This window comes from Streptomyces sp. NBC_00654 (genome assembly GCF_026341775.1).
Taxonomy (GTDB): Bacteria; Actinomycetota; Actinomycetes; order Streptomycetales; family Streptomycetaceae; genus Streptomyces.
In genome coordinates this window covers 1,531,609-1,554,833 of sequence record NZ_JAPEOB010000001.1, presented here as the reverse complement: position 1 = coordinate 1,554,833, position 23,225 = coordinate 1,531,609, and the positions used below count along the sequence as shown (strand labels likewise).

The window sequence follows — 23,225 nt, the reverse complement described above, 5'->3', positions numbered from 1 at the left end:
AGAACGAGGCGGGCAGGGAAGCGGACGGGAAAACGGACATCGATACGCGGATCGTGGCCGAGAGCGCACGCGGCACGGCGCGTTCCGAGCGGCGTTATCGATTCCTCGTCGCCGGTTACGCGGTCTCCTCGTACGGCACGTTCCTGAATATGGTGGCGCTCAATCTCTTCGTCTATGAGACGACGGGCAGAGCACTCGCCATGGGCCTGTTCATGGCCGTACGCCTGGCTTCCGGATTTGTCGCCGGACTGGTCGCGGGCGGACTGCTCGCCCGGTTCACGGCGAAAAGCGTCATGCTGTGGACGAATGTCGCGCAGGCGGCGGTGATGCTGCTGCTCATCGTGGCTCCGGACGGTCTGCGGACGGCCTCGCTGATGGCCGTCTCGGTGGTGGTCGGCGCCTGCGGGACGCTGTTCATGGTCTCGTTGCGCAGCTCGATCCCGGAGATGGTCCGCGAGGACCGCCGGCCCTGGGCGAACTCCCTGTCGATCACGGGACGTTCGCTGGCGATGGTGGCGGGCTTCGCCTCGGCGGGTGTGGTGGTGTCCCTGGTCGGGTACACCGCGGCGTTCGTGGTCGACATGGCGACCTTTGTGGCCTGTGCGGTGACGGTGGCCCTGCTGCCGATCGCGGGGGGCGGCAGGGGTGCGGGCGCCACGCCGGACGCGGAGGGGGATTCCGGAGGGCGCGCGGACGGGAAGCCGGCGGGAGGGCCCGGCGAGGGCGCGGCGGCCCGGAAGCCGGGGCGGCGGATGCCCGTCGCCGTGCTGGCGCTGGCCGCCGCGCCCGGCATGGGGCTGATGGTGGCGCTGCGCGGGGTGGACGCGTTCGGTTCCTCCTCCCACAACGCGGCGCTGCCGGTCTACTCCACCGAGCTGGACGCGTCCAACCCCGCGGTGTTCGTCTCCGCCTTCTGGTGTGTGTGGGCGGTCGGCAACATCGCCGCGCAGCAGGTGATCCAGCGGTACGCGAGGCGCGCCGGGCGCTCCGTGGGCGCCCTCGGATTCGGCTACGGGACCATCGTGATGTCCGCGGCGTTCATCCTGGCCTTCGCGGGGTTCCCGCTGGGCGTGACGGCGGTGATCGCGCTGGTCGCGGGCGCCGCGGACGGGCTCACCGAGGTGTCGTACACCTCGCATCTCCAGACCCTTCCGACCGCCTTGCGCGGTCATGCCTTCGGGCTCTCCGCCACGTTCGAGAACCTCGGCTTCGGGGTCGGCATGATCCTCGTGGCCGCCGCCCTCGACCGGTACACCTCCTTCACCGTGGTCGCGTGGTCCCATGGGGCTGCCATCGTGGTCGCCCTGGCATTCCTGCTGCGGGTGGCGGGGCTGCGGAGGGGAGAGGCAGTTGAAGGAGAACCGCATCGCGGTGATCGGGACGGCGCTGAGGTTTCCCGGAGCTGACAGCACCGAGGCGTACTGGCGCGACATCCGCGCCGGTGTGAGCCGGGTACGCCGTTTCACCGACGCCGAGTTCGCGGCGGCGGGAATGCCGGAGTCGGAGTACGGCACCCCCGGGTACGTCGGCGCGAGCGCGCTGCTGGATTCCGTGGACGGCTTCGACGCCGCTTTCTTCGGGATGAGCGGGCGGGAGGCCGCGCTCACCGATCCGCAGCAGCGGCTGTTCCTGGAGTGCTGCTTCCACGCGCTGGAGGACGGCGGGTACGCGCGACCGGACGAAGCGGTACGGATCGGGGTGTACGGGAGCGCGGGCTACCGGCTGTACTCGCTGCACAGTTATCTCGCGGAGAATCTGGGCGAGGAGTCCCGCTCCGGCGACTGGATGACCGCCAAGCAGGTACAGGTCGGCAACTACCCGGATTTCACCGCGAACCGGGCAGCGTACCGGCTCGGGCTGACCGGTCCCGCGGTGAACGTGGCGACGGCCTGTTCGAGTGCGCTGGTCTCCGTACACCTGGCCTGCCAGGCGCTGCGGGCCGGGGACGCGGAGCTGATGCTGGTGGGCTCCTCGGCCCTGCATCTGCCGCAGATCACCGGACACCTCCCGGTGAGGGGTTCCACGCTCTCCCCCACCGGTACGGTCCGGGCGTTCGACGCGGACGCGGACGGCACCGTGGGCGGCAACGGGGTCGCCGCCGTCCTGCTGAAGCCGCTGGACCGCGCGCTGGCCGACGGGGACACCGTGCGCGCCGTGATCCTGGGGTCGGCCGTCACCAATGACGGGGCGGACAAGGCGGGGTTCGCCGCGCCGGGCATCGCCGGGCAGCGCGACGCCGTGCTCGGAGCGCTGCGCGCGGCCGGGGTGTCCGCGGAGTCGGTCGGCTATCTGGAGGCGCACGGTACGGGCACGCTCAAGGGCGACCCCATCGAGTTCGCCGCCCTGACGGAGGCGTTCCGCCGGTACACCGACCGGACCGGGTTCTGCGCGCTGGGCTCCACGAAGCCCGCCATCGGTCATCTCGACAGCGCGGCCGGGCTCGCCGGACTGATCAAGGCGATCGAGGTGCTGCGGCACGGAATCATCCCTCCGCTGGTGAACTTCTCCCGCCCCAACCCGGCGCTGGCGGTCGGGGCGAGCCCTTTCGTCCTGCCGGACCGCGAGCTGGACTGGCCGGCGGGCGGAGTGCGGCGAGCCGGTGTGCACTCGATCGGCATGGGCGGTACCAATGCGCACGTGATCATGGAACAGGCGCCCGACGCACCTCGGCGTACGGAGCGGACGCCCCGGCGTGCAGCGGAGGCGTCCCGGCGTGCCGAGGGGGCGCCCCCGGTCTCCCCGCCGGTGCCCGCGCTGCTCCCGGTGCCCGCGCTGCTCCCGTTGTCCGCCGCGAGTGCGGACGCTCTCGTGGCGTACGCCCGCTCGCTGCGTGACCATCTCGTCCGCCACCCGGAGACCGCCCCCGCCGATCTGCTGGTCACCACCGCGCTGGGACGCCGGCTGCTGCCGCACCGGCTGGTCGTCACGGCGGCGGACCCGGTGGCGGGGCTCGACGCGTTCCTGCGCGACGGCGCGACGGGCGACAAGGGCACGGCGGGGGCGGCGGGCGCGGCAGGGACGGCGGACGGAAAGGGCACGGCGGGGGCGGCGGCAAGCGGGACATATGTGACGGGTGTGGTGGAGGAGGGCGGCGGCGCGGTGGCGCCGGTCTTCCTGTTCAGCGGGCAGGGCAGCACCCGCCCCGGCATGGGCGCCGAACTGGCGGCACGTTTCCCGGTGGTGGCCGCGACACTCGCCCTCTGCGCCCGGCTGTACGAGGAGGAGACCGGCCACCGCGACTTCCTGGCGCGGGTCGTGGACGGCCGGGGGCCGGACCGCTGGGACACGGCCTTCGCGCAGCCCGCGCTCTTCGCCCTCCAGATCGCCCAGGCCCGGCTCTGGGAACAGCTCGGTGTCACTCCGGCGCGGGTCGCCGGACACAGCGTCGGCGAGTACGCCGCGCTGTGCGTGGCCGGGGCGATGGACGTCGAGGACGCGATGCGGCTGGTGTGCCGGCGCGGCCGGCTGATGCAGAACGAAGTGGCGCCCGGGGCCATGCTCGCCGCCTTCGTGACACGGGAGCGGGTACGGGAGCTGCTGGCCGGGGTCGACTGCCTGGAGCTCGCCGCGGTCAACGGCGCCGCCCTGCATGTCCTCGCCGGCCCCCCGGCGGCGGTCGCGGCCGCACGGTCCCTGCTGGCGGAACGGGGCGAGGCGTACGAGCCGCTGGCCCTGGACCGGGCCTTCCACACCACGCTGCTCGACCCGGTTCTCGACGGGCTCCGGGTCCTTGTCGGCAGGACGGAACTCCGGCCGCTGCGCACGGAGTTCGTCAGCGGGCTCGACGGTGCCGTACGGCCCGTCGGATGGCTGCCCGACGCCGGCCACCTGGTCCGGCAGGCCCGGGCGCGGGTCGACTTCGCCGCCGTACTGGCCACCCTCGGCGACGCCCCCGTCCTGCTGGAGCTGGGTCCTTCCGCCACGCTGACCGGGCTGGTCCGCCGGGCTCTGCCGGACGCCGTGCGGGTGCCGACCCGGCAGTGGGAGCACGCGGTGGCCCGGCTCCACTGCGCGGGAGTGGCCGTCGACTGGACGGCGCTGCTCGCCGGGAGCGGCGGCGGGCGGGTGCCGCTGCCGACGTACCCGTTCCGGCATCAGTCGTACTGGGAGGGCCCGGGGCCGGTCCGGGCCACCGCACCCCCGCAGCACATATCCGCACGCACGACGGAGGATGGCATGACCGAACAGGCCGTACTGGACCGGGTGCTGGAACTGGCCGCCCGCCATCTGGGCCACCGGCCCTCGGCGGCCGACGCCGACCGCACGTTCGTGGCGATGGGCGCGGACTCGCTCCAGCTGATCGGCATGGTCCGCCAGTTGGAGGCGGAGTTCGGCGTGGAGCTGGCCATGCGGGAGATCCTGGAGGAGGCCGGTACCCCGAGGCTGACGGCCCGGCTGATAGCGGGCCGTACGGTGACCGACCCGGCGGAGGAGCCGTTGCGCGAGCCGATACCCGTGCGGTCTCCGGTGCCGGCCCCCGTGACCGTAGCGGACCGGGAGCCCGCCCTCGCCACCCGCGCCGAGGTCGAGGAACTGTCCCGCCAGATACGCCTGCTGGCCGAGACCCAGGCCGCGATGCTGACCCAGCTCTCCGACGCGGTCGCCCTGCTGACCGGCCGCACCGAGGTGGCGGACCGATGAGCGCCCCGCACACCGGCGGCCGGGACGCGACGGCCGACGCGGTGGACAGGGCGGCGGAGCTCTCCCGGCGGCTGACCCGGCAACTCGCGGACGCCGCCCGGGACCGCGCCCGGCGGACGCCACCGCGGGCACCCCGGCCCACGCCCGCGCAACGGCCGACGCCCGCCCGACAGCCCCCGCCTGCCCGGGCGCAACCGCCGCAGGAGCGCACTCCTCCCCCGGCGGCCCCGTCCCACGGCCCCCGCCTCGTCGTCGACGCGGCGGGCGGGATGGCCGGAGCGGACCGGGCCGATGCCGCGCAGCGGGCCCACACCGACTCACTCGTCCGCAGGTTCACCGAGCGGACCCGCACCTCCAAGCGGCTCGCCCAGCAGCACCGTTCCGTTCTCGCGGACAGCCGGGCCGTCGTGGGGTTCCGCGACGCCACCAAGGAGATGCTGTATCCGATAGCCGCGCGTTCGGCGCACGGCTCCCGGCTCACCGATGTCGACGGCAACGACTACACCGACATCACCATGGGCTTCGGTGCCCTGCTCTTCGGTCATGAACCGGAGTTCGTCACCGAGGCCGTCCGGCGCCATCTCTCCCGGGGCCTCCGCTTCGGCCCCCGCTCCCCCGACACCGGCGAGGCCGCGGCGCTGCTCGCCGGGCTGACGGGGCTGGAGCGGGTGGCCTTCGCCACGTCCGGCACGGAGGCGAACTCGGCGGCCGTACGGCTGGCCCGCGCCGCGACCGGGCGCGACAAGATCGTCATGTTCCGGGGCTCGTACCACGGGCACATCGACTCCGTGCTCGGCCGCCCCGGCGGTCCGGACCGGCACGCCGTCCCCGTCTCGCGCGGCATCCCGTCGAGCGCCGTCGCCGACCTGATCGTGCTGGAGTACGGGGATCAGGAGTCCCTCGACGCCATCGACGCGCTGGGCGACCGCATCGCGGCCGTCCTCGTCGAACCCGTCCAGTGCCGCGATCCCGCGCTGCGGCCGGTGGACTTCCTGCGCTCCCTGCGCGAACTGACCGAGCGCCGGGGCATCGTGCTGCTCTTCGACGAGATGCTGACCGGACTGCGCCCGCACCCGCGCGGCGCCCAGGAACACTTCGGTGTCGTCCCCGACCTCGCCACGTACGGGAAGGCGCTCGGCAGCGGCTTCCCCATCGGGGCGGTGGCGGGGCGGGCCGATCTGCTCGACGGGGTCGACGGCGGTTTCTGGCAGTACGGGGACGGCAGCCGGCCCCCTCGGGAGACCACCTTCATCGGCGGCACGTATATGCAGCACCCGCTCTCGATGGCGGCGGCGAGAGCGGTGCTCACTCATCTCAGGGACCGGGGGCCGGGGCTCCAGGAGGGGCTCAACGCCCGCACCTCGGCCCTCGCCGGACAGCTCAACGCCTTCTTCCGGGACGAGGAGTTCCCGCTGGAACTGGCCCACTTCGGCTCGATGTTCCGCTTCACCCACCGCGCCGACATGGAGCTGCTCTACCACCACCTCCAGCTGCGCGGGGTGTACGTCTGGGAGTGGCGCAGCTTCTACCTCTCCACCGCGCACACGGACGAGGACGTGGCGGCGGTGGCGGACGCGGTGAAGGGGTCGCTCCGCGAACTGCGCGAGGGTGGGTTCTTCCCCCGTACGGCACCCGCGGCGAAGCCCGTGCGCCCGCCGGTACGGCCGGTGCGCCCCGCCCCCGACTTCGGGGTGTACTTCTTCGGCGACCACTCGCAGAGCGACCACCCGGAGAGCGACCACCCGGATAACGGTCACCCGCAGAGCCATCACCCGGAGAACGCCGGTCCCGCCACGGACGGCCCGGACACCGCGCCGGCCGCCGCCCAGGCGTACGGGACGGTCTTCGAGACCGCCCGCTTCGCCGACGAGCACGGCTTCTCCTCGCTCTGGCTCCCCGAGCGGCACTTCCACTCCTTCGGCGGGCTCTTCCCGAACCCCGCCGTCCTGGCCGCCGCCCTCGCCCGCGAGACCGGCCGGATCCGGATCAACGCGGGCTCCGTCGTCCTGCCGCTGCACGATCCGGTGCGGGTGGCGGAGGAGTGGTCGGTCGTCGACAACCTCTCCGGCGGCCGGGTCGGCATCGGGTGCGCCACCGGCTGGCACGCCCAGGACTTCGCGCTGCACCCCGACCGGTTCGCCGACCGCCGCGAGATCGCGTTCGCCCACCTGGACGAGGTCCGCGCGCTGTGGCGCGGGGAGGCCGTCCGGCGGCGTACGGGCGAGGGCGCCGAGACCGGCGTACGCATCCAGCCGCGTCCGGTGCAGGAGGAGCCGCCGATGTTCCTCGCCACCTCCGGGCGGCGTGCCTCGTACGGGGAGGCGGCCCGGCGCGGGCTCGGTGTCGTCACCAATCTGATGAGCCAGACCGTGGAGGAGCTGGCCGCGCACATCGCGTACTACCGGCAGGTCCGCGCGGAGTGCGGGCTGGATCCGGAGACGGGCCGGGTGACCGTCCTGCTGCACACGTACCTCGGTACGGATCACGGGACCGCGCGGGCCGAGGCGCTGGAGCCGATGGTCCGCTATCTGCGCTCGTCGCTGCTGATGCGGTCGGCCGCCACCGCGCTCGGCCGCAGCCCGCGGGACATCGCGGAGTCGAGCGAGGAGGACCTCGACTATCTGTTCCGGCGGGCCTACGACCGGTACTGCGACCAGCGGGCACTGATCGGTTCGCCGGAGGGTGTCGCGCCGCTCGTCGACGCGCTGCACCGGGCGGGCGTCGACGAGATCGCCGCGCTCGTCGACTTCGGGATGAGCGCGGAACGGCTGCGGGCGGGACTCGGGCAGCTGGACCTGCTGCGCCGCCGCACCCAGGAGCGGGCGCGCACGAGCACCGCGCCCGCCACCGCCGCGCAGCGCCGGCTCTGGCTGTCCTCCCGGCTGCTCGGCGACCGTGCCGCGTACAACGAGACCCAGGCGGTACGGCTGCGCGGGCCGCTGGACGAAGCGGCGATGCGCACCGCCGTGGACGGGCTGGTGGAGCGGCACGCGGGGCTGCGGACCGTGTTCCGGGCCGGGCGGGGCGACGGACCGGGCGAGGAGTCCGTACTGCAGGTCGTCCGGTCCGGGCAGCGCGTTCCGCTCCGGATCACCGATGCCCGGGGGCAGCTGCCCGACGCGGCGATCGGGGCGGTGCTCTCCGAGGAGAGCACCCGTGCCTACGACCTGGCCGAGGGGCCGCTGTTCACTCCCCGGCTGCTCAGGCTGGCCGACGACGACCACGTACTGGTCTTCGGGCTGCACCACATCATCACGGACGCGCACTCGGCCGGACTGCTCGCGGCGGACCTCCAGGAGCTGTACCGGGCGGCGGCCGACGGCCGGCCTGCCGTGTTCGACAGGCCCGCCGGGACGGCTCTCGGGGCCCCCGAACCGCCCTGCACGGACGCCGATCTGACCTGGTGGCGGACGCGGCTGGGCGAGCGGTCCCCCGTACTGGAGCTGCCCACGGACCGGCCGCGCGGGCGCCGGGTGGCGGGGCGCGGCGGGGCGGAGACCCGCGCCCTGGACCGGGAGCGGGCGGATCTGCTCCGGGAGTGGAGCGGGGAGCGGGGGGTCACGCTGTTCGCCACGCTGTGCACGGCCTGGCACCTGGTGCTGCGCCGGCGTTCGGGGCAGGACGAGTTCCTGCTCGGCACGACGTTCGGGCGGCGCCTGCCGGAGACGCTGGACACGGTCGGCTTCCATGTGGCGCTGCTGCCGTTGCGGCTGTCGGCGACGGACGCGACGCCGGTGCCGGAGGCCGTACGGGCCACGGGGCGCGCCCTGTTCGAGGCGGACGCGCACAGCAGGGTGGACCTCGATGCCCTGCTCGCCGCCGTCCGTCCGGCCGCGGCCGGTCCGCGACCGCTGATCACGGTGTCGATCGACCTCGGGACCGCGCCGCTCACCGGCATCGAACTGCCCGGTCTGCGCGCGGAGGAGGTGGCGGCCGGGACGGAGTCGGCGCCGCTGGAGCTGGCCCTGATGGTCACCCGCACGGCGTCGGGGAGCCTGCGGCTGCGGCTGCGCTACGACGCGGACCTGTTCGACGCCGGGACGGCGCGCGGGTATCTCGCCGAACTGGACGACACCCTGCGGACGATGACCGGCGCTCGGGCCCCGGAAGGGCCGGAAGGGCCGGAAGGGCCGACGGGACCCGGGGCTCCCGGGGCTCCCGGGGCTCCCGGGGCTCCCGGGGCTCCCGGGGCTCCCGGGGCTCCCGAGGAGCGGGGGGAGGGCGGTGGCGGCGGGGCGCCCGGCACCGCGGCCGTTCTGCGGGAGGTCTGGGAGTCCGTGCTCGATGTGCGCGGCTTCCCCGACGACGCCAACTTCTTCGACCTCGGCGGCAACTCCATCGCCGCGATCCGGCTGGTGAACCGGGTGCGCGACACCCTCGGCGTCGACTACCCGCTGGCGGACTTCTTCTCCGAGGCGACCCTGCGGGCCATGACGGAGCAGTTCACGGGCGGGCCCGCCGCGCAACCGCCGGAGGGCGGGCCGGGCACGGCGCCCGGGGACCGGCCTGGCACGGCGCCGGAGACGGTCCTGGACCGCGCTCCCGTGAGCGACCAGCAGGCGCGGATGATCGCCGGTCACCATGCAGTCCCGCACGCCGAGGTGTGGAACATACCGACCCGGATCACGTTCACCGGCCCCCTGGACCCGGAGGCGCTGCGGTCCGCGCTGGCCGGGGTGACCGCCCGGCACGACTCGCTGCGGACCCGTTTCGTACCGGAGGGGAACGCGCCGGACGGGCCCTGGTGGCAGGAGGTTCTCGCACCGGTTCCGCTCGTGCTGCCGGTGGAGGACCTCACCGGACTCCCGCCCGCTGAACGGGAGCCGCGGGCCGAGGCGTTGTGCCGGGAGACCGCCGCGAGCGCCTTCGACCTGGGCCGGTCCGTGCTGCCCAGGCTGCGGCTGCTGCGTGTCGAGGAGGACCGCTGGACGCTGATGTTCGTGCTGCACCACATCACCGCCGACGGCTGGTCCCTGTCGCTGCTGCTCGCCGAGATCGCCGAGCTGTACACCGCGGCGGCGGCGGGCGTCCCGCACGCGCTCCCGGCACCGGCCCTGCAGGCCCCGGAGTACGCCCGCCGGCAGCGTGCCGAGCACGACCCGGAGACCGAGGCGGCCAGGGCCGCGTACTGTGCCGCGTACCTGGAGGGGGTGCCGTCCGCCGTTCCCGTACCCACCGACCGTCCCCGCCCCGAGAAGCTGAGCGGGCGCGGGGACACGATCCGCGGGGTCGCGTCGGGCGAGGTGAGGGCGGCGGTGGAGGAGTTCGCGAGTTCCCGGCACACCACACCGTTCGCGGTCGCGGCGGCGGCCCTCGGGGTGTTCCTGACGAGGCTGTCGGGGGAGCCGGACATCCTGCTGAGCGTGCCGTACGCCAATCGCCGGGGCACCGAGTCCGAGTCGCTCGTCGCGATGACGTCGACCGCCGTGATGGTTCGCGTACGACTGGATTCAGCCAATCTCGCGGAGACCTGCGCGGAGTTCGCCACCCGTACCGGCGCGGGCGCGATGGGCGCCATGGCACATGTCCTGCCGACCGCGCGGATCATGCGGGCGATGCGGGACGCGGGCGCGGAGGGCGTCCCGGACCGGGTGCCGCACGTCCTGGCGTTCCAGAACTCCGTCGACACGGACATCGAGATCCCCGGCCTCGGGGTCGAGGTGGCCGATCTGGCACCGCCTCTTTCCCGCAGTGAGCTGTGCTTCGGGCTTGCGCCGCGCCGGGACCCTGCGATGGGTTATCGAACGTTCCTGGAGTTCTCCTCGGACCTCTGGAACCGGGAGACCGCCGAGGAACTGCTCACCTCGTACACCGGACTGCTCGCGGAGTTCTGTGCCCGGCCCGACCGGCCGGTCCGCGAACTGCTCGGACCACCCGGCGAGGCGACCGGCGAACCGGTCGGTGAGCCGACCGACGCGTTGACCGACGTACCGACCGAAGCATCCGCAGCACCCTCACCCCCGCAGTCACTGCCGAACACCGGAAAGGCGGACGCCGTATGACGCCGGCCACCCACCGCAGCCACACCGACGACCTGCTCTCCTTCATCGCGGCCAGCCCCTCGCCGTACCACGTGGTGGCGAGCGCCGCCCAGCGCCTGGAGAAGGCCGGCTTCCGCGAGCTGCGCGGGACGGACGACTGGACCGGGGCGACCGGCGGCTGCTTCGTCATCCGCGCAGGTGCGCTGATCGCCTGGTACGTCCCCGAGGGCGCTCCGGCCCACACCCCGTTCCGGATCGTCGGCACCCACACCGACTCGCCGAACCTGCGGATCAAGCCGTCGCCCGACACCGGGACGGCGGGCTGGCGCCAGATCGGCGTGGAGATCTACGGCGGTGTCCCGCTCAACACCTGGCTCGACCGTGACCTGGGCATCTCCGGCCGGCTCGCCCTGCGCGGCCCGGACGGCACCCCGCGATACCGGCTCGTCCAGATCGACGAACCGCTGCTGCGCGTACCCCAGCTGGCCATTCATCTGGACCGTTCGGTCAACGAGGGTGTGGCACTCGACCGGCAGCGGCACATCGCCCCGGTCTGGGCGCTCGGTGATCCCCAGGAGGGCGCGCTGCTGCGGCGGGTGGCGGCGGCCGCCGAGGAGGACCCGGCCGATGTGCTGGGCTGGGACCTGATGCTGCACGACATCCAGCCGCCCGGATATCTGGGCGTCGACCGGGAGTTCGTGGTGGCGTCCCGGCTGGACAACCAGATCTCGGTGCACGCGGGGGTCACGGCGCTGGTCGGTGCGGCGACCGGCGTCGAGGAGCCGGCCTACGTCCCCGTGCTGGCCGCCTTCGACCACGAGGAGGTCGGCAGCGGTTCGGAGACCGGTGCGCAGAGCCCGCTGCTGGAGCGGGTCCTGTCGCGTTCCGTCTCGGCCCGGGGCGGCAGCGGCGAGGACTGGTCGCGGGCCCTGTCCGGTGCCTTCTGCGTCTCCGCGGACATGGCGCACGCCGTCCACCCCAACTACGCGGAGCGGCACGACCCGGACCACCGGCCGCTGCCCAACGGCGGGCCCACGGTCAAGGTCAATGTGAACCAGCGGTACGCCACCGACAGCACCGGTATCGCGGTGTTCACGGCGGCGTGCGAGCGCGCGGGCGCTCCGTGGCAGCCGTTCGTCTCCAACAACGCGATGCCGTGCGGCACCTCCATCGGCCCGCTCACCGCCGCCCGGCTGGGCGTCACGACGGTCGACGTGGGAGTGCCGGGGCTGTCCATGCACTCGGCGCGCGAGCTGTGCGGTGCGGACGACCCGGCGTATCTCGCGGCCATCCTGGGCGCGATCATGACCGGGGGCTGACCCGGGCCCCTGGACGTGCTGGACGCCCTGTTCGTACCGCCGGACCGGAAGAAGGACCGAGAGACCGTGGAAGAGACCGTCCTGATCTGCCTGCCCTTCGCCGGGGCGGGTCCGTCGTTCTACGCCCCGTGGCAGGCGCTGGCCCCGGCGGGTCTGCGGATCCTCCCGGTGCAGCTGCCGGGCCGTGAGAAACGGTTCGCCGAACCCGCGTACACCTCGGCGGCTCCGGCCGTGGACGACGCGTACGCGCAGGTCACCGCCGCGCTCGGGGCGGGCGGGCCGGTGGCCCTGTTCGGTCACAGCATGGGCGCGGTGCTCGCGTACGAGCTGGCGCACCGGATCGAGCAGGCCCCCGGCGCGGCGGGCCCGCGGCTGGAGTCCCTGGTGGTCAGCGGGTCCCCCGGCCCGTGGACGGCAAGGACGGACCGGGCGGGCGGCCTGCCGGACGAGGAGTTCACGGCGCGGGTGAAGAGCTTCGCCGGGTACGCCCATCCGGCGCTGGAGGACCCGGAGATGCGGGAGCTGCTGCTGCCCACGCTCCGGGCCGACGTGCGGCTCCACGAGACGTACGTGCCCTCGTCCGACCGCCCGCTGTCGGCGCCCGTCACCTCGGTGCGGGGCCGGTCGGACGCGCTGGTCGGGCCGGGCGACGCGGCGCAGTGGTGCCGGGCGACCACGGGTGTGCTGACCGTGGCCGAACTGGACGGCGGGCACATGTATCTGGCCGATCAGCCCGCCGCGCTGCTGAAGCTGGTGGCCGCCGGGCTGCGTACCGCCCGGGACGGCTGAGACCCGCCGTCCGGTCCGCGAGGGGAAGGGGTGGCCACGGCACACCGCGGCCACCCCTTCCCACACGCCCCCGTCCTTCCCGGCGCCGTCGGCCGGAAGGGCTGTCCCTACACGAACCGCTGCTTCGCGCCGCCGTCGCACGCCTGGAGCCTGAGCGGGTCCTTGGCCCCGGCCAGGGTCAGGCAGAGCCCGGTCGCCGCGGCCGGGCGGAGGGTGCCCGCCTGCTGGACGAACTTCTGGTTGGCCGCGCCCGAGCAGTCCCACACGACGAGCGCGGCACCCGCGTCGTACTTGGCGCCCGGCACGTCCAGGCACCGGTCGTGGCTGAGTTCGGTGCGGACGGTCCGCTCGGTGGAGTCGTACCACCAGCCCTGGTTGCGGCCGTCGTGGCAGTCCCAGCCGCCGATCGCGGTGCCGTTGCGGGTCTCCGAGGCGGGGACGTCCACACAGGTGCCGGTGGCCTCGTTCTTCAGCGGCTTGAAGACGTCGTCCCAGGCGGCGGGCTGGAGCACCGGCCTGCCCGTGCTGCCCGGGTCGGCGCAGCCGGCCTCACGCAGGCCGGAGTTGTAGATCTGGGTGAGGCAGGACGCGAAGGCGCCGTGGCCGGCCGCGTTGGGGTGGAAGGACTGCCGTACCGAGTTCTCGTCCGGTGTGCCCGGCTTGGTGAGGTCGATGTAGAGTCCGCGCGCCCAGGTCTGCTGGGTGCAGACCTCATGGCCGTGGAAGAGCCGGGAGTTGTCGAGGAAGACGGCTCCGGTCGAGGCCGCGGCCTTGCGCATGCCGACCTCGAACGCGGGGACGGCGGTGTTGCGGCCCCAGACGGTGTCGGAGTCGTAGCCGAGACCGCCGCAGGCGAGCTTCCCGGGGAAGTCCGGGTTGTCGCGGAAGTCGGGGCCGATCGGGCTCGGGTAGCCCATGACGACCAGCTTGTAGTCGCCGTTGGCGTAGCCCGCGCCCGTCATGACGGTGCGCAGGTCCCGGACCGTCTGCTCGACCTTGGGGACGAGCGCGTCGACGCGCGCCTGCCAGCCACCGGCGTACTTGGGCTCACAGGGGCCCTGGAGGCTGATGTAGCGCACCACGCAGTCGGTCATGACCGGACCGAACTGGAGGTCGTCGTTGGCCCCGGCCACCAACACGATCATCTTGATACGGGTGTTGCGCGCCTTCACGGCGAGGCTGTCGCTCTGGACCAGCTCATCGGCGTACTGCTTGGATCCGCCGATCTTGATGTTCCCGGTATAGGCGCCGGAGCACGAGACGTTGTACGTGACGTCCGCCGCGATGCCCGTGCGGTGGATGGCGGCGTCGGGTGACCGGTGGCACCAGTTGTCCGGGCCGTTGGTGCCGGGCTCGTACGTGCCGACGCCCTCGCCGGAGATCTCGCTGTCGCCCAGCGAGATCAGCCCGGTCTTGCGGTCGGCGAGCGGCCGTTCGGCGGGGCTGCCGTACAGCTGGGTGGCTTCCGCGGCCCGGACGGCTTCCAGTTCGGGCGGGAGAGGGGCGGATGCGGTAGTGGTGGTACGGGACTCGCTCGCGCCTGCCGGTCCGGCGGCGGCCATGCCGCCGACGGCCGCCGCGAGGGCCGCGGCTGCCGCGACCGTACAGCGAAGCCCGCGAAGTCTGAGCCTGGTGCGCCTCATTGCGCCTCCTGGTGAGTTGTTACCCCCGGTATTTACTGGTCGGTAGCCGCCAAGGGAATACATAGAACGAGACAAGTGCTCAACTTTTTCAGGAGGTTTACACACCATGGACGATTCGTCAGGCGCCACGGAGTACCGCATCGAGCACGATTCGATGGGTGAGGTGCGGGTCCCGGCGCACGCCAAGTGGCGCGCCCAGACCCAGCGGGCCGTGGAGAACTTCCCGGTCTCCGGACAGCGGCTGGAGCGCGCCCACATCGAGGCCCTGGCCCGGATCAAGGCGGCCGCCGCCAAGGTCAACGCGGAGCTGGGGGTACTGGACGCGGACATCGCCGGAGCGATCCGGGAGGCGGCGGAGGAGGTCGCCGGGGGCCGGTGGGACGAGCACTTCCCCGTCGACGTGTTCCAGACGGGCTCCGGCACCTCGTCCAACATGAACACCAACGAGGTCATCGCCACGCTCGCCACCGAACGCCTGGGCCGCGAGGTCCACCCCAACGACCATGTGAACGCCTCTCAGTCGTCCAACGACGTGTTCCCGTCCTCCATCCACATCGCCGCGACCGCCGCCGTCACCGCCGACCTCATCCCGGCGCTGGGCCATCTGGTGGACGCCCTGGAGCGGAAATCGGCCGAATTCTCGGAGGTCGTCAAGTCGGGCCGCACCCATCTGATGGACGCCACCCCGGTCACCCTGGGCCAGGAGTTCGGCGGCTACGCGGCCCAGATCCGCTACGGCGTCGAGCGGCTGCGCGCCTCGCTCCCCCGCCTCGCCGAGCTCCCGCTGGGCGGTACGGCGGTGGGCACCGGGATCAACACCCCGCCCGGCTTCCCGGCCGCGGTGATCGCCGAGGTCGCCGCCGCCACCGGGCTGCCGCTCACCGAGGCCCGCGACCACTTCGAGGCACAGGGCGCCCGGGACGGACTCGTGGAGACCTCCGGCCAGCTGCGGACGATCGCGGTCTCCCTGACCAAGATCTCCAACGACCTGCGCTGGATGGCCTCGGGCCCCCGCACCGGACTGGCCGAGATCAGCCTGCCCGACCTCCAGCCCGGCTCGTCGATCATGCCGGGCAAGGTGAATCCGGTCATCCCGGAGGCGGTGCTGATGGTGGCCGCCCAGGTGACGGGGAACGACACGACGGTCGCCGTCGCGGGCGCCGCGGGCAACTTCGAGCTGAACGTGATGCTGCCCGTGATGGCGAAGAACCTGCTGGAGTCGGTGCGGCTGCTCACGACCGCCTCCCGGCTGCTCGCCGACCGCACGGTCGACGGCATCACCGCGAACGTGGAGCGGGCCCGCGCGTACGCGGAGTCCTCGCCCTCCGTGGTGACCCCGCTGAACAAGTACATCGGCTACGAGGAGGCGGCGAAGGTCGCCAAGAAGTCCCTCAAGGACGGCACGACGATCCGCGAGACGGTGCTGGCCTCGGGTTATGTCGAGCGCGGCGACCTCACCGTCGAGCAGCTCGACGAAGCGCTGGACGTCCTGCGCATGACACGGCCGTGACCTCCCGCCGACGGGCCGCCCGCGCCGCGCGTGCCGTGTCGCCCGCGCGGCGCGGCGCGGCGTACGGCACGGGCGGTACGCGCCGTACGCGCCGTACGCGCCGTGCCGCGTGCCGCCGGCGGGTGACGCGTATCGCAGCGGGCGGGCGGACCGCGTCCGTAAGATCCCTCCATGACAGACACGGGAGAGCACTCACGCTGGGCCCCGGGGGACCGGATCCTCTGGCGCTACCGCGACAACGGCCGGGCCCGCGGGGACTCGGCCGCCCGCCCCGTGCACATCTGCCGCCCGGTCACCGTCGTCGAGGACTCCGAGACGCTGCTCGCCGTCTGGATGGCACCCGGCACCGAGTGCGTACGGCCGGTCCTCGCCGACGGCACCCCGGTGCAGACCGAACCCCTCGCCACCCGCTACACCGCGCCGCGCACGACCGCCCGCTCGACCTGGTTCGGCTCGGGGGTGCTGAAGCTCGCCAGGCCCGGTGACCCCTGGTCCGTGTGGCTGTTCTGGGACCGCGGATGGCTCTTCCGCAACTGGTACGTCAACCTGGAGGAGCCCCGTACCCGCTGGGCCGGAGGGGTCGATTCCGAGGATCACTTTCTCGACATCTCCGTGCACCCGGACCGGAGCTGGAAGTGGCTCGACGAGGACGAGTTCGCCCAGGCGCAGCGGGTCGGCCTGATGGACACGGCCACCGCGGGGCGGGTGCGGGCGGCGGGCCGTGCGGCCGTCCAGGTGATCCAGGAGTGGGGTGCGCCGTTCCGCGACGGCTGGGAGGACTGGCGGCCGGACCCGCGGTGGCAGGTGCCGCCACTGCCGGATGACTGGGACCGCACCCCTGCCCGTATGCCGTCGTGAGACCCTTGGAACACCCCAGGGGGCCGACCGTAGGATCGTCCCCCTCAGGGGCCCCGCCACCACAACCGGCGGGCATGGCACAGGACCTGACCACAAGTCATCGCGACGGCCGCGCGGACCGTACGGGACACGGACCCGGACGGAACGTACGGCCGCAGGAACCACTACGAGGGGGTGGAGACATGCTCGCTGTCCGCTGCCCCGTCCCTGGAAACGTTGTCAACCGGCCACCGTGCGGACGCTCGGTTTCGGCCCCGCGAATGCGGGCATCCGGTGACAGCCGTTGTTCTTACCGCTCTTGCCGGGGCACAGTAGCGCCCCACGAGGTGACTGCCTCATACAACCGGCCCGGACGGACGGAATCCCACGCGTGACGGAGCATCCCACCTCCCACGAAGGCCGGCAGCCCCTCGCGGCCCGGCCGCAGGAACGCACCCGGCCGCGGCAGCAGGACGCCGCGGCGGGGGCCGCCCCTGCCACCGCCGCGATCCCCGGCCCGGCCGCCGCGCCCGGACCGGGCCCGCGGACCGCCGCCGGCGCGATCCCCGGCCCCGCGGCCGTCACCGACCACCAGGCGGTCGCCCGGCGCGAGGGCGACCGGCTGCGCTTCGTGGGCGCCGCCACCCGGCGCATCGCCCGCGGCATAGACCTGGACGAGATCGTGCTGGGGCTGTGCCGGGCCAGCGTGCCGACGTTCTCCGACGCGATCCTGGTCTACCTCCGCGACCCGCTGCCCGTCGGGGACGAGCGGCCGGTCGTCCCGTTCGTCCTGCGGCTGCGCCGCAGCGACCGGCTGCGGCTCACCGACGAGGAGAGCGAGGGCGTCCCGGACACCGAGCGCCTGCGGCTGCCCGTCACCGACCCGCAGGCCGGTCTGCTGCCCGCCGCCGAGCTGTGCGAGGTGCGACCCGGCGGCGCGCTGGCCGAGGTGCTGCGCGGCGTACGGCCGGTGTTCGGGGACTCCGCGGCCGCCCGCGCGGCGCTGCCCGAACTGCTCGGGGCGGGTCACACCGTGCCCACCGGGCACCGTGCGATCCTCGCCCCGCTGCGCGGCCGGCGCCGGGTGATCGGCGCCGCCGTCTTCCTGCGCGGGACCGAGCGGCCGCCGTTCGAGGCCAATGACCTGCTGGTCGCGGCCCAGCTGGCGACCCACACCGCGCTCGGCATCGACAAGGCCGTGCTGTACGGGCGCGAGGCCTATATCGCCGACGAGCTCCAGCGCACCATGCTGCCGGACTCGCTGCCGCAGCCCACCGGGGTCCGGCTCGCCTCCCGCTATCTCCCGGCCGCCGAGACGGCCCGGGTCGGCGGTGACTGGTACGACGCCATCCCGCTGCCCGGCAGCCGGGTCGCCCTGGTCGTCGGTGATGTGATGGGCCACTCGATGACCTCCGCGGCGATCATGGGCCAGCTGCGCACCACCGCGCAGACCCTGGCCGGTCTCGATCTGCCGCCGCAGGAGGTGCTGCACCATCTGGACGAGCAGGCGCAGCGGCTCGGCAGCGACCGCATGGCGACCTGCCTGTACGCGGTGTACGACCCGGTCGCGCACCGGATCACCATCGCCAACGCCGGGCACCCGCCGCCCGTCCTGCTGCACCTGGGCGGGCGCGCGGAGGTGCTGCGGGTACCGCCGGGGGCGCCGATCGGGGTCGGCGGTGTCGACTTCGAGGCCGTGGAGCTGGACGCGCCCGCGGGCGCCACACTGCTGCTGTACACCGACGGCCTGGTGGAGTCCCGGCTGCGCGACGTCTGGACGGGCATCGAGCAGCTGCGCGAGCGCCTCGCCGCCACCGCCCAGCTGACCGGTCCCGACCACTCGCCGCCCCTGGAGGCGCTCTGCGACGACGTGCTCGACATGCTCGGCCCGGGTGACCGGGACGACGACATCGCGCTGCTCGCCGCCCGCTTCGACGGGATCGCGCCGAGTGATGTGGCGTACTGGTTCCTGGAGCCCGAGGACGCCGCCCCGGGACGGGCCCGCAGGCTGGCCCGCCGGGCGCTCAGCCGGTGGGGCCTGGACGACCTCTCGGACGAGGTCGAGCTGCTCGTCAGCGAGGTCGTCACCAATGCCGTGCGGTACGCGGAGCGGCCGGTGACGCTGCGGCTGCTGCGGACCGACATCCTGCGCTGCGAGGTCGGCGACGACTCCCCGCAGCTGCCGAGGCAGCGCCGCGCCCGCGAGACGGACGAGGGCGGACGCGGTCTGTTCCTGGTGAACCGGCTGGCCAGGCGCTGGGGGGCGACCCGGCTCTCCACGGGCAAGGTGGTCTGGTTCGAGATGGCGACGCGGGGGCAGTAGGGCCTGTCCGGCATCCGGCGCCGTCCGCCCGAAGGGGCGGGCGGCGCTTTGTGCTGGGGTTCGCGGGTCCGGTGCGGTGACCGGATCACCGCACCGGACCGAAATGTTGCCGGTCCGGAATCGCCGGAGTTGACTGCATGTGTGAACGAGGCGACCTGACCGATACCCCCCACCGACGGGAGGACGCTCGTGACCGAGGAAACCCCGCAGCTTCCGTACACCACGAACAACGCCGGGATCCCGGTGGAGAGCGACGAACATTCGCTCACCGTCGGATCCGACGGCCCGATCCTGCTCCAGGACCACTACCTCATCGAGAAGATGGCCCAGTTCAACCGTGAACGGGTCCCCGAACGGGTGGTGCACGCCAAGGGCTCCGGCGCGTACGGCACCTTCAAGGTGACGAACGACGTCAGCCAGTTCACCAAGGCGGACCTGTTCCAGCCCGGCAGACAGACCGACATGCTGGCCCGTTTCTCCACGGTCGCCGGTGAGCAGGGCTCCCCCGACACCTGGCGCGACCCGCGCGGCTTCGCACTGAAGTTCTATACCGAGCACGGCAACTACGACATGGTCGGCAACAACACGCCGGTCTTCTTCGTACGCGACCCGATGAAGTTCCAGGACTTCATCCGCTCCCAGAAGCGCCGCCCGGACAGCGCGGTGCGCGACCACGACATGCAGTGGGACTTCTGGTCGCTGTCCCCCGAGAGCGCGCACCAGGTCACCTGGCTGATGGGTGACCGGGGCATCCCGAAGACGTACCGCCACATGAACGGCTACAGCTCGCACACCTATATGTGGGTGAACGCGGGCGGCGAACGGTTCTGGGTGAAGTACCACTTCAAGACCGACCAGGGCATCGAGTTCTACACCCAGGCCGACGCCGACGCGATGGCGGGGACCGACGGCGATGTCCACCGCCGCGACCTGTTCGAGTCGATCGAGCGCGGTGACCACCCGAGCTGGACGCTGAAGGTCCAGGTCATGCCGTTCGACGCGGCGCCGGACTACCGGTTCAACCCCTTCGACCTCACCAAGGTGTGGCCGCAGGGCGACTATCCGCTGATCGAGGTCGGCCGGATGACGCTGAACCAGAATCCCGAGGACTTCTTCGTCCACATCGAGCAGGCGTCCTTCGAGCCGTCGAACCTGGTGCCCGGCATCGGTCCGTCGCCCGACAAGATGCTGCTCGGCCGGCTGTTCTCGTACCCGGACACCCACCGGTACCGGATCGGTCCGAACTACGCCCAGCTGCCGCCCAACCGGCCGCGCTTCGGGCGGAGCTCGTACGCGAAGGACGGCCCGATGCGGTACGAGCCGGCCCGGACGGGCGCGGTGTACGCACCGAACTCGTACGGGGGTCCGGCGGCCGACACCGAGCGCTTCGGCGACCCGGCGGGCTGGGCCACGGCGGGCGAGATGGTCCACGAGGCGTACAAGCTGCACAGTGAGGACGACGACTGGGGCCAGCCGGGCACGCTGGTGCGCGAGGTCATGGACGACGCGGCGCGCGAGCGGCTGGTCTCCAACGCCGCCGGCCATCTGCTGGACGGGGTGAGCCGCCCGGTCCTGGACCGTTCGCTCCAGTACTGGCGCAATGTGGACAAGGACCTCGGCGACCGGATCGCGAAGAAGGTGAACGGCGGCTGATCCGCCGGGACGGGGAGAGGGGCGGTGCCGGCCGGCACCGCCCCTCTCCCCGTCCTCACCCGGAGGCCGTCACCGTCCGGGGCGGTCGTTGCTGTTGCTTCCCTGCCCCTCGCCGGGCCTGCCCTCGCCCTCCCCCGGGTCCGTGGGCAGGATCGGCGACTCGGTGGGAGTCGTCGGCGGGGTCGTGGTCGGCGTGGGCGGCGGGGTGGTCGCGCCCGTGGGCGGGCCGCTGGGCGTCCCGGACGGCGACTGCGACGGGGCCGAGGGGGTCTCCTCGGGCTTCGTGGACTCGGACGGCGTCGAGGAGGGGCTCTCGGTCACGGTCACCTCGCCGCGCTCGACGTCCTCCAGGTCGAACTGTGCGTTCGAACCGCCGCCCAGTGCGCCGAGCGTGTAGTCCGCCCAGATCTCCGCCGGGAAGCCACCGCCGTTGGCCCGGCCGGAGTTGGCCGTGCCGGTCAGGCTGACCTGCCCGCCGCCGTCCTTGGCGGACTCCCCGAAGAGCGCCACGACCGTGGTCAGCTCCGGGGTGTAGCCGGCGAACCAGGCCGACTTGTTGTCCTCCGACGTACCCGTCTTGCCCGCCGCGTCGTACGCGGAGGTGTTGGCCGCCCGGCCGGAACCGGCGTCGACGACCCCGGTGAGCCCGGAGGTCACGGTGTCGGCCGACTTGCGGCTGATCACCTGCTTGCCGATGCCGTCGACCGTCTTCGCCGTGAGGTCACGGTGCTCGGCGGACTTCACGATGTGCGGGGTGACCTGCTTGCCGTGGTTGTCCAGGGTGGCGTACGCGCCCGCCATGTCCCAGGTCGAGGCGTTCATCGTGCCGAGGGTGATCGCGGGGCGCTCGGGGAAGTTCTTGTCCGGCACGCCGAGGCCGAGCGCGGTCCGCTTCACGGCGGCGGGGGTGACATCGACGACCATCTGCGCGAAGACCGAGTTGACCGAGCTGTTCAGGGCCTTCTGGACGGAGATCGGACCGTAGGACCGGTCGTCCTCGTTCTGCGGCTTGAACGGGGTGTCGCTGCCGACGACGGGGCGTCTGCTGGTTCCGTCGTAGACCGTGTTCAGCCCGATCAGATCGCCGTCCTGGGTCTTCGCCCCGTTCTCCAGGGCTGAGGCCAGCACCAGGGGCTTGAAGGTGGAGGCGGGCTGGTAGTCCTGGCGGGTGGCGTTGGATATCCAGTGCTGGGTGGCTCCGACGCCGCCGTACAGCGCGACCACGGCGCCGTTCTTCGGGTTCACGGAGGTGGCGCCCGCCTGGACGGTGGCGTCGACCTTGTTCCCCTCGCGGTCGAGCTTGGACTCCAGCTGGTCCTCGACCGACTTCTCCAGCTGCTTCTGGCGCTTCTTGTCGATGTTCAGGGTGAAGGTCCAGCCGCCGGCCTCACGGGCCTCGTCGCTCAGTCCCTGCTTCCGCAGCTCCTGGTTGGCCGCCTCCACGAGGTAGCCGGTCTGCCCCTCCATCCCGGGTGCGGGCTTGGGCTTCTGCGGGACGGGGAACTTCAGCGTGGCGCGCTCGGCCGAGTCGAGCCAGCCCATCTCGACCATGTTGTCGAGGGTGTACTCCCAGCGGTCGGACACCAGACGCTTGCCGGTCTCGCTGGCGACGGCCCAGTCGTACTGGCTGGGGGCCTGGAGCAGCGAGGCGAGGTAGGCCCCCTGGGCGACGTCGAGATCCTTGGCGTCGACGCCGTAGTACGCCTGCGCGGCGGCCTGGATGCCGCTGGCTCCGCGGCCGTAGTACGCGGTGTTGATGTACCCGGCGAGGATGTATTCCTTGCTCTTCTTCTGGTCGACCTTGAGGGAGATCACGAGTTCCTTGAGCTTGCGGCTCACGGTCGCGTCCTGCGTCAGGTAGTAGTTCTTCACGTACTGCTGGGTGATGGTCGAGCCACCCTGCTTGCCCTTGCCGCTGAGCGTGTTGAACAGGCCGCGGGCGGTGCCCTTCAGGTCGACGCCCTTGTCGTCGTAGAAGGTCTTGTTCTCGGCCGCGGCGAAGGTGTACTGGACCTTCTTCGGTACGACGGCGAGGTCCACGATCTGGCGGTTGACGCCCTTGCCGTCCCGGGCGAGCAGCGTGCCGTCGCTGTACTTGTAGACGTTGCTCTGCCGCTCGGCCATGGCGTTGGCCTCGGGCACGTCCACGTAGACGTAGAGCGCCACGAAGGCCCCCATGACCAGCAGGCACAGCCCGAAGAAGGCGCCGAGCAGCTTCTTCCAGGTGAAGAGTCCGCGTATGCCGCCGCTCTTCGCAGCCCGGCGCGATCCTCGCGCCGGGGCTCGTCGCGCATCCGCTCGACCCATCGGTGTTGCTCCCTGTTTCTCTGCTCGACCAGCTCCGCTCAGCCCAGCCAGCTAACACCGTCGGCGAGAGCGAAAAGCGAGTGATTTGGTCTTTTCCGGACGTGACAATGAGCACCCGTTCCCGTAGGAACCGACTCCCGAGAGGTGCGCAGGGTTGCGAAAACCGTTAATGTGAAATCACATTGATAGCGCGGCTCACCGCCGCACGACACGGGGGACCCC

Annotated in this window: 11 protein-coding genes; 9 read left to right on the top strand and 2 right to left on the bottom strand. The window is 72.6% G+C overall.

The window, feature by feature from the left end; translation table 11 throughout:
- Positions 1-53 precede the first annotated feature (53 nt).
- From OHA98_RS06820 to OHA98_RS06800, 5 genes are all read left to right on the top strand, one after another.
- Positions 54-1,406 (top strand): MFS transporter, encoded by a 1,353-nt coding sequence (locus OHA98_RS06820; protein WP_266927767.1) that lies wholly within the window; start codon positions 54-56, stop codon positions 1,404-1,406.
- A complete protein-coding gene (locus OHA98_RS06815; protein ID WP_266923355.1) occupies positions 1,351-4,641 on the top strand; it encodes a type I polyketide synthase in 3,291 nt (1,096 codons plus the stop codon). Before OHA98_RS06820 ends, OHA98_RS06815 begins: the two co-directional genes overlap by 56 nt.
- Positions 4,638-10,643 carry a MupA/Atu3671 family FMN-dependent luciferase-like monooxygenase gene (locus tag OHA98_RS06810; RefSeq protein WP_266923353.1) on the top strand — a complete coding sequence of 2,002 codons (6,006 nt, stop codon included), beginning with the start codon at positions 4,638-4,640 and terminating at the stop codon, positions 10,641-10,643. Before OHA98_RS06815 ends, OHA98_RS06810 begins: the two co-directional genes overlap by 4 nt.
- Positions 10,640-11,941 carry a M18 family aminopeptidase gene (locus OHA98_RS06805; RefSeq protein WP_266923351.1) on the top strand — a complete coding sequence of 434 codons (1,302 nt, stop codon included), beginning with the start codon at positions 10,640-10,642 and terminating at the stop codon, positions 11,939-11,941. The genes OHA98_RS06810 and OHA98_RS06805 overlap by 4 nt, the downstream gene beginning before the upstream one ends.
- Before the next feature lie 66 nt (positions 11,942-12,007).
- Positions 12,008-12,730 carry a thioesterase II family protein gene (locus tag OHA98_RS06800; RefSeq protein ID WP_266923349.1) on the top strand — a complete coding sequence of 241 codons (723 nt, stop codon included), beginning with the start codon at positions 12,008-12,010 and terminating at the stop codon, positions 12,728-12,730.
- 107 nt (positions 12,731-12,837) lie between these two features.
- Here the strand turns inward: OHA98_RS06800 and OHA98_RS06795 are convergent, their stop codons facing one another.
- Positions 12,838-14,373, bottom strand: a complete 1,536-nt coding sequence (locus OHA98_RS06795; protein WP_266923348.1) for a ricin-type beta-trefoil lectin domain protein — start codon at positions 14,371-14,373, stop codon at positions 12,838-12,840.
- A 106-nt stretch (positions 14,374-14,479) separates the two neighbouring features.
- Between OHA98_RS06795 and OHA98_RS06790 the strand changes: the two genes are divergently transcribed.
- From OHA98_RS06790 to OHA98_RS06775, 4 genes are all read left to right on the top strand, one after another.
- A complete protein-coding gene (locus tag OHA98_RS06790) occupies positions 14,480-15,883 on the top strand; it encodes an aspartate ammonia-lyase (protein ID WP_266923346.1) in 1,404 nt (467 codons plus the stop codon).
- A gap of 171 nt (positions 15,884-16,054) precedes the next feature.
- Positions 16,055-16,741 carry a DUF402 domain-containing protein gene (locus OHA98_RS06785; protein WP_266923344.1) on the top strand — a complete coding sequence of 229 codons (687 nt, stop codon included), beginning with the start codon at positions 16,055-16,057 and terminating at the stop codon, positions 16,739-16,741.
- Positions 16,742-17,111: 370 nt separating this feature from the next.
- Positions 17,112-19,043, top strand: coding sequence for an ATP-binding SpoIIE family protein phosphatase (locus OHA98_RS06780; protein WP_266923343.1), 1,932 nt, complete (start codon positions 17,112-17,114; stop codon positions 19,041-19,043).
- 189 nt (positions 19,044-19,232) lie between these two features.
- Positions 19,233-20,696: a catalase gene (locus OHA98_RS06775; protein ID WP_266923341.1), complete on the top strand. Its 1,464-nt coding sequence runs from the start codon at positions 19,233-19,235 to the stop codon at positions 20,694-20,696.
- 69 nt (positions 20,697-20,765) lie between these two features.
- Here the strand turns inward: OHA98_RS06775 and OHA98_RS06770 are convergent, their stop codons facing one another.
- Positions 20,766-23,003 (bottom strand): transglycosylase domain-containing protein, encoded by a 2,238-nt coding sequence (locus OHA98_RS06770; RefSeq protein WP_266923339.1) that lies wholly within the window; start codon positions 23,001-23,003, stop codon positions 20,766-20,768.
- Positions 23,004-23,225: the final 222 nt, after the last annotated feature.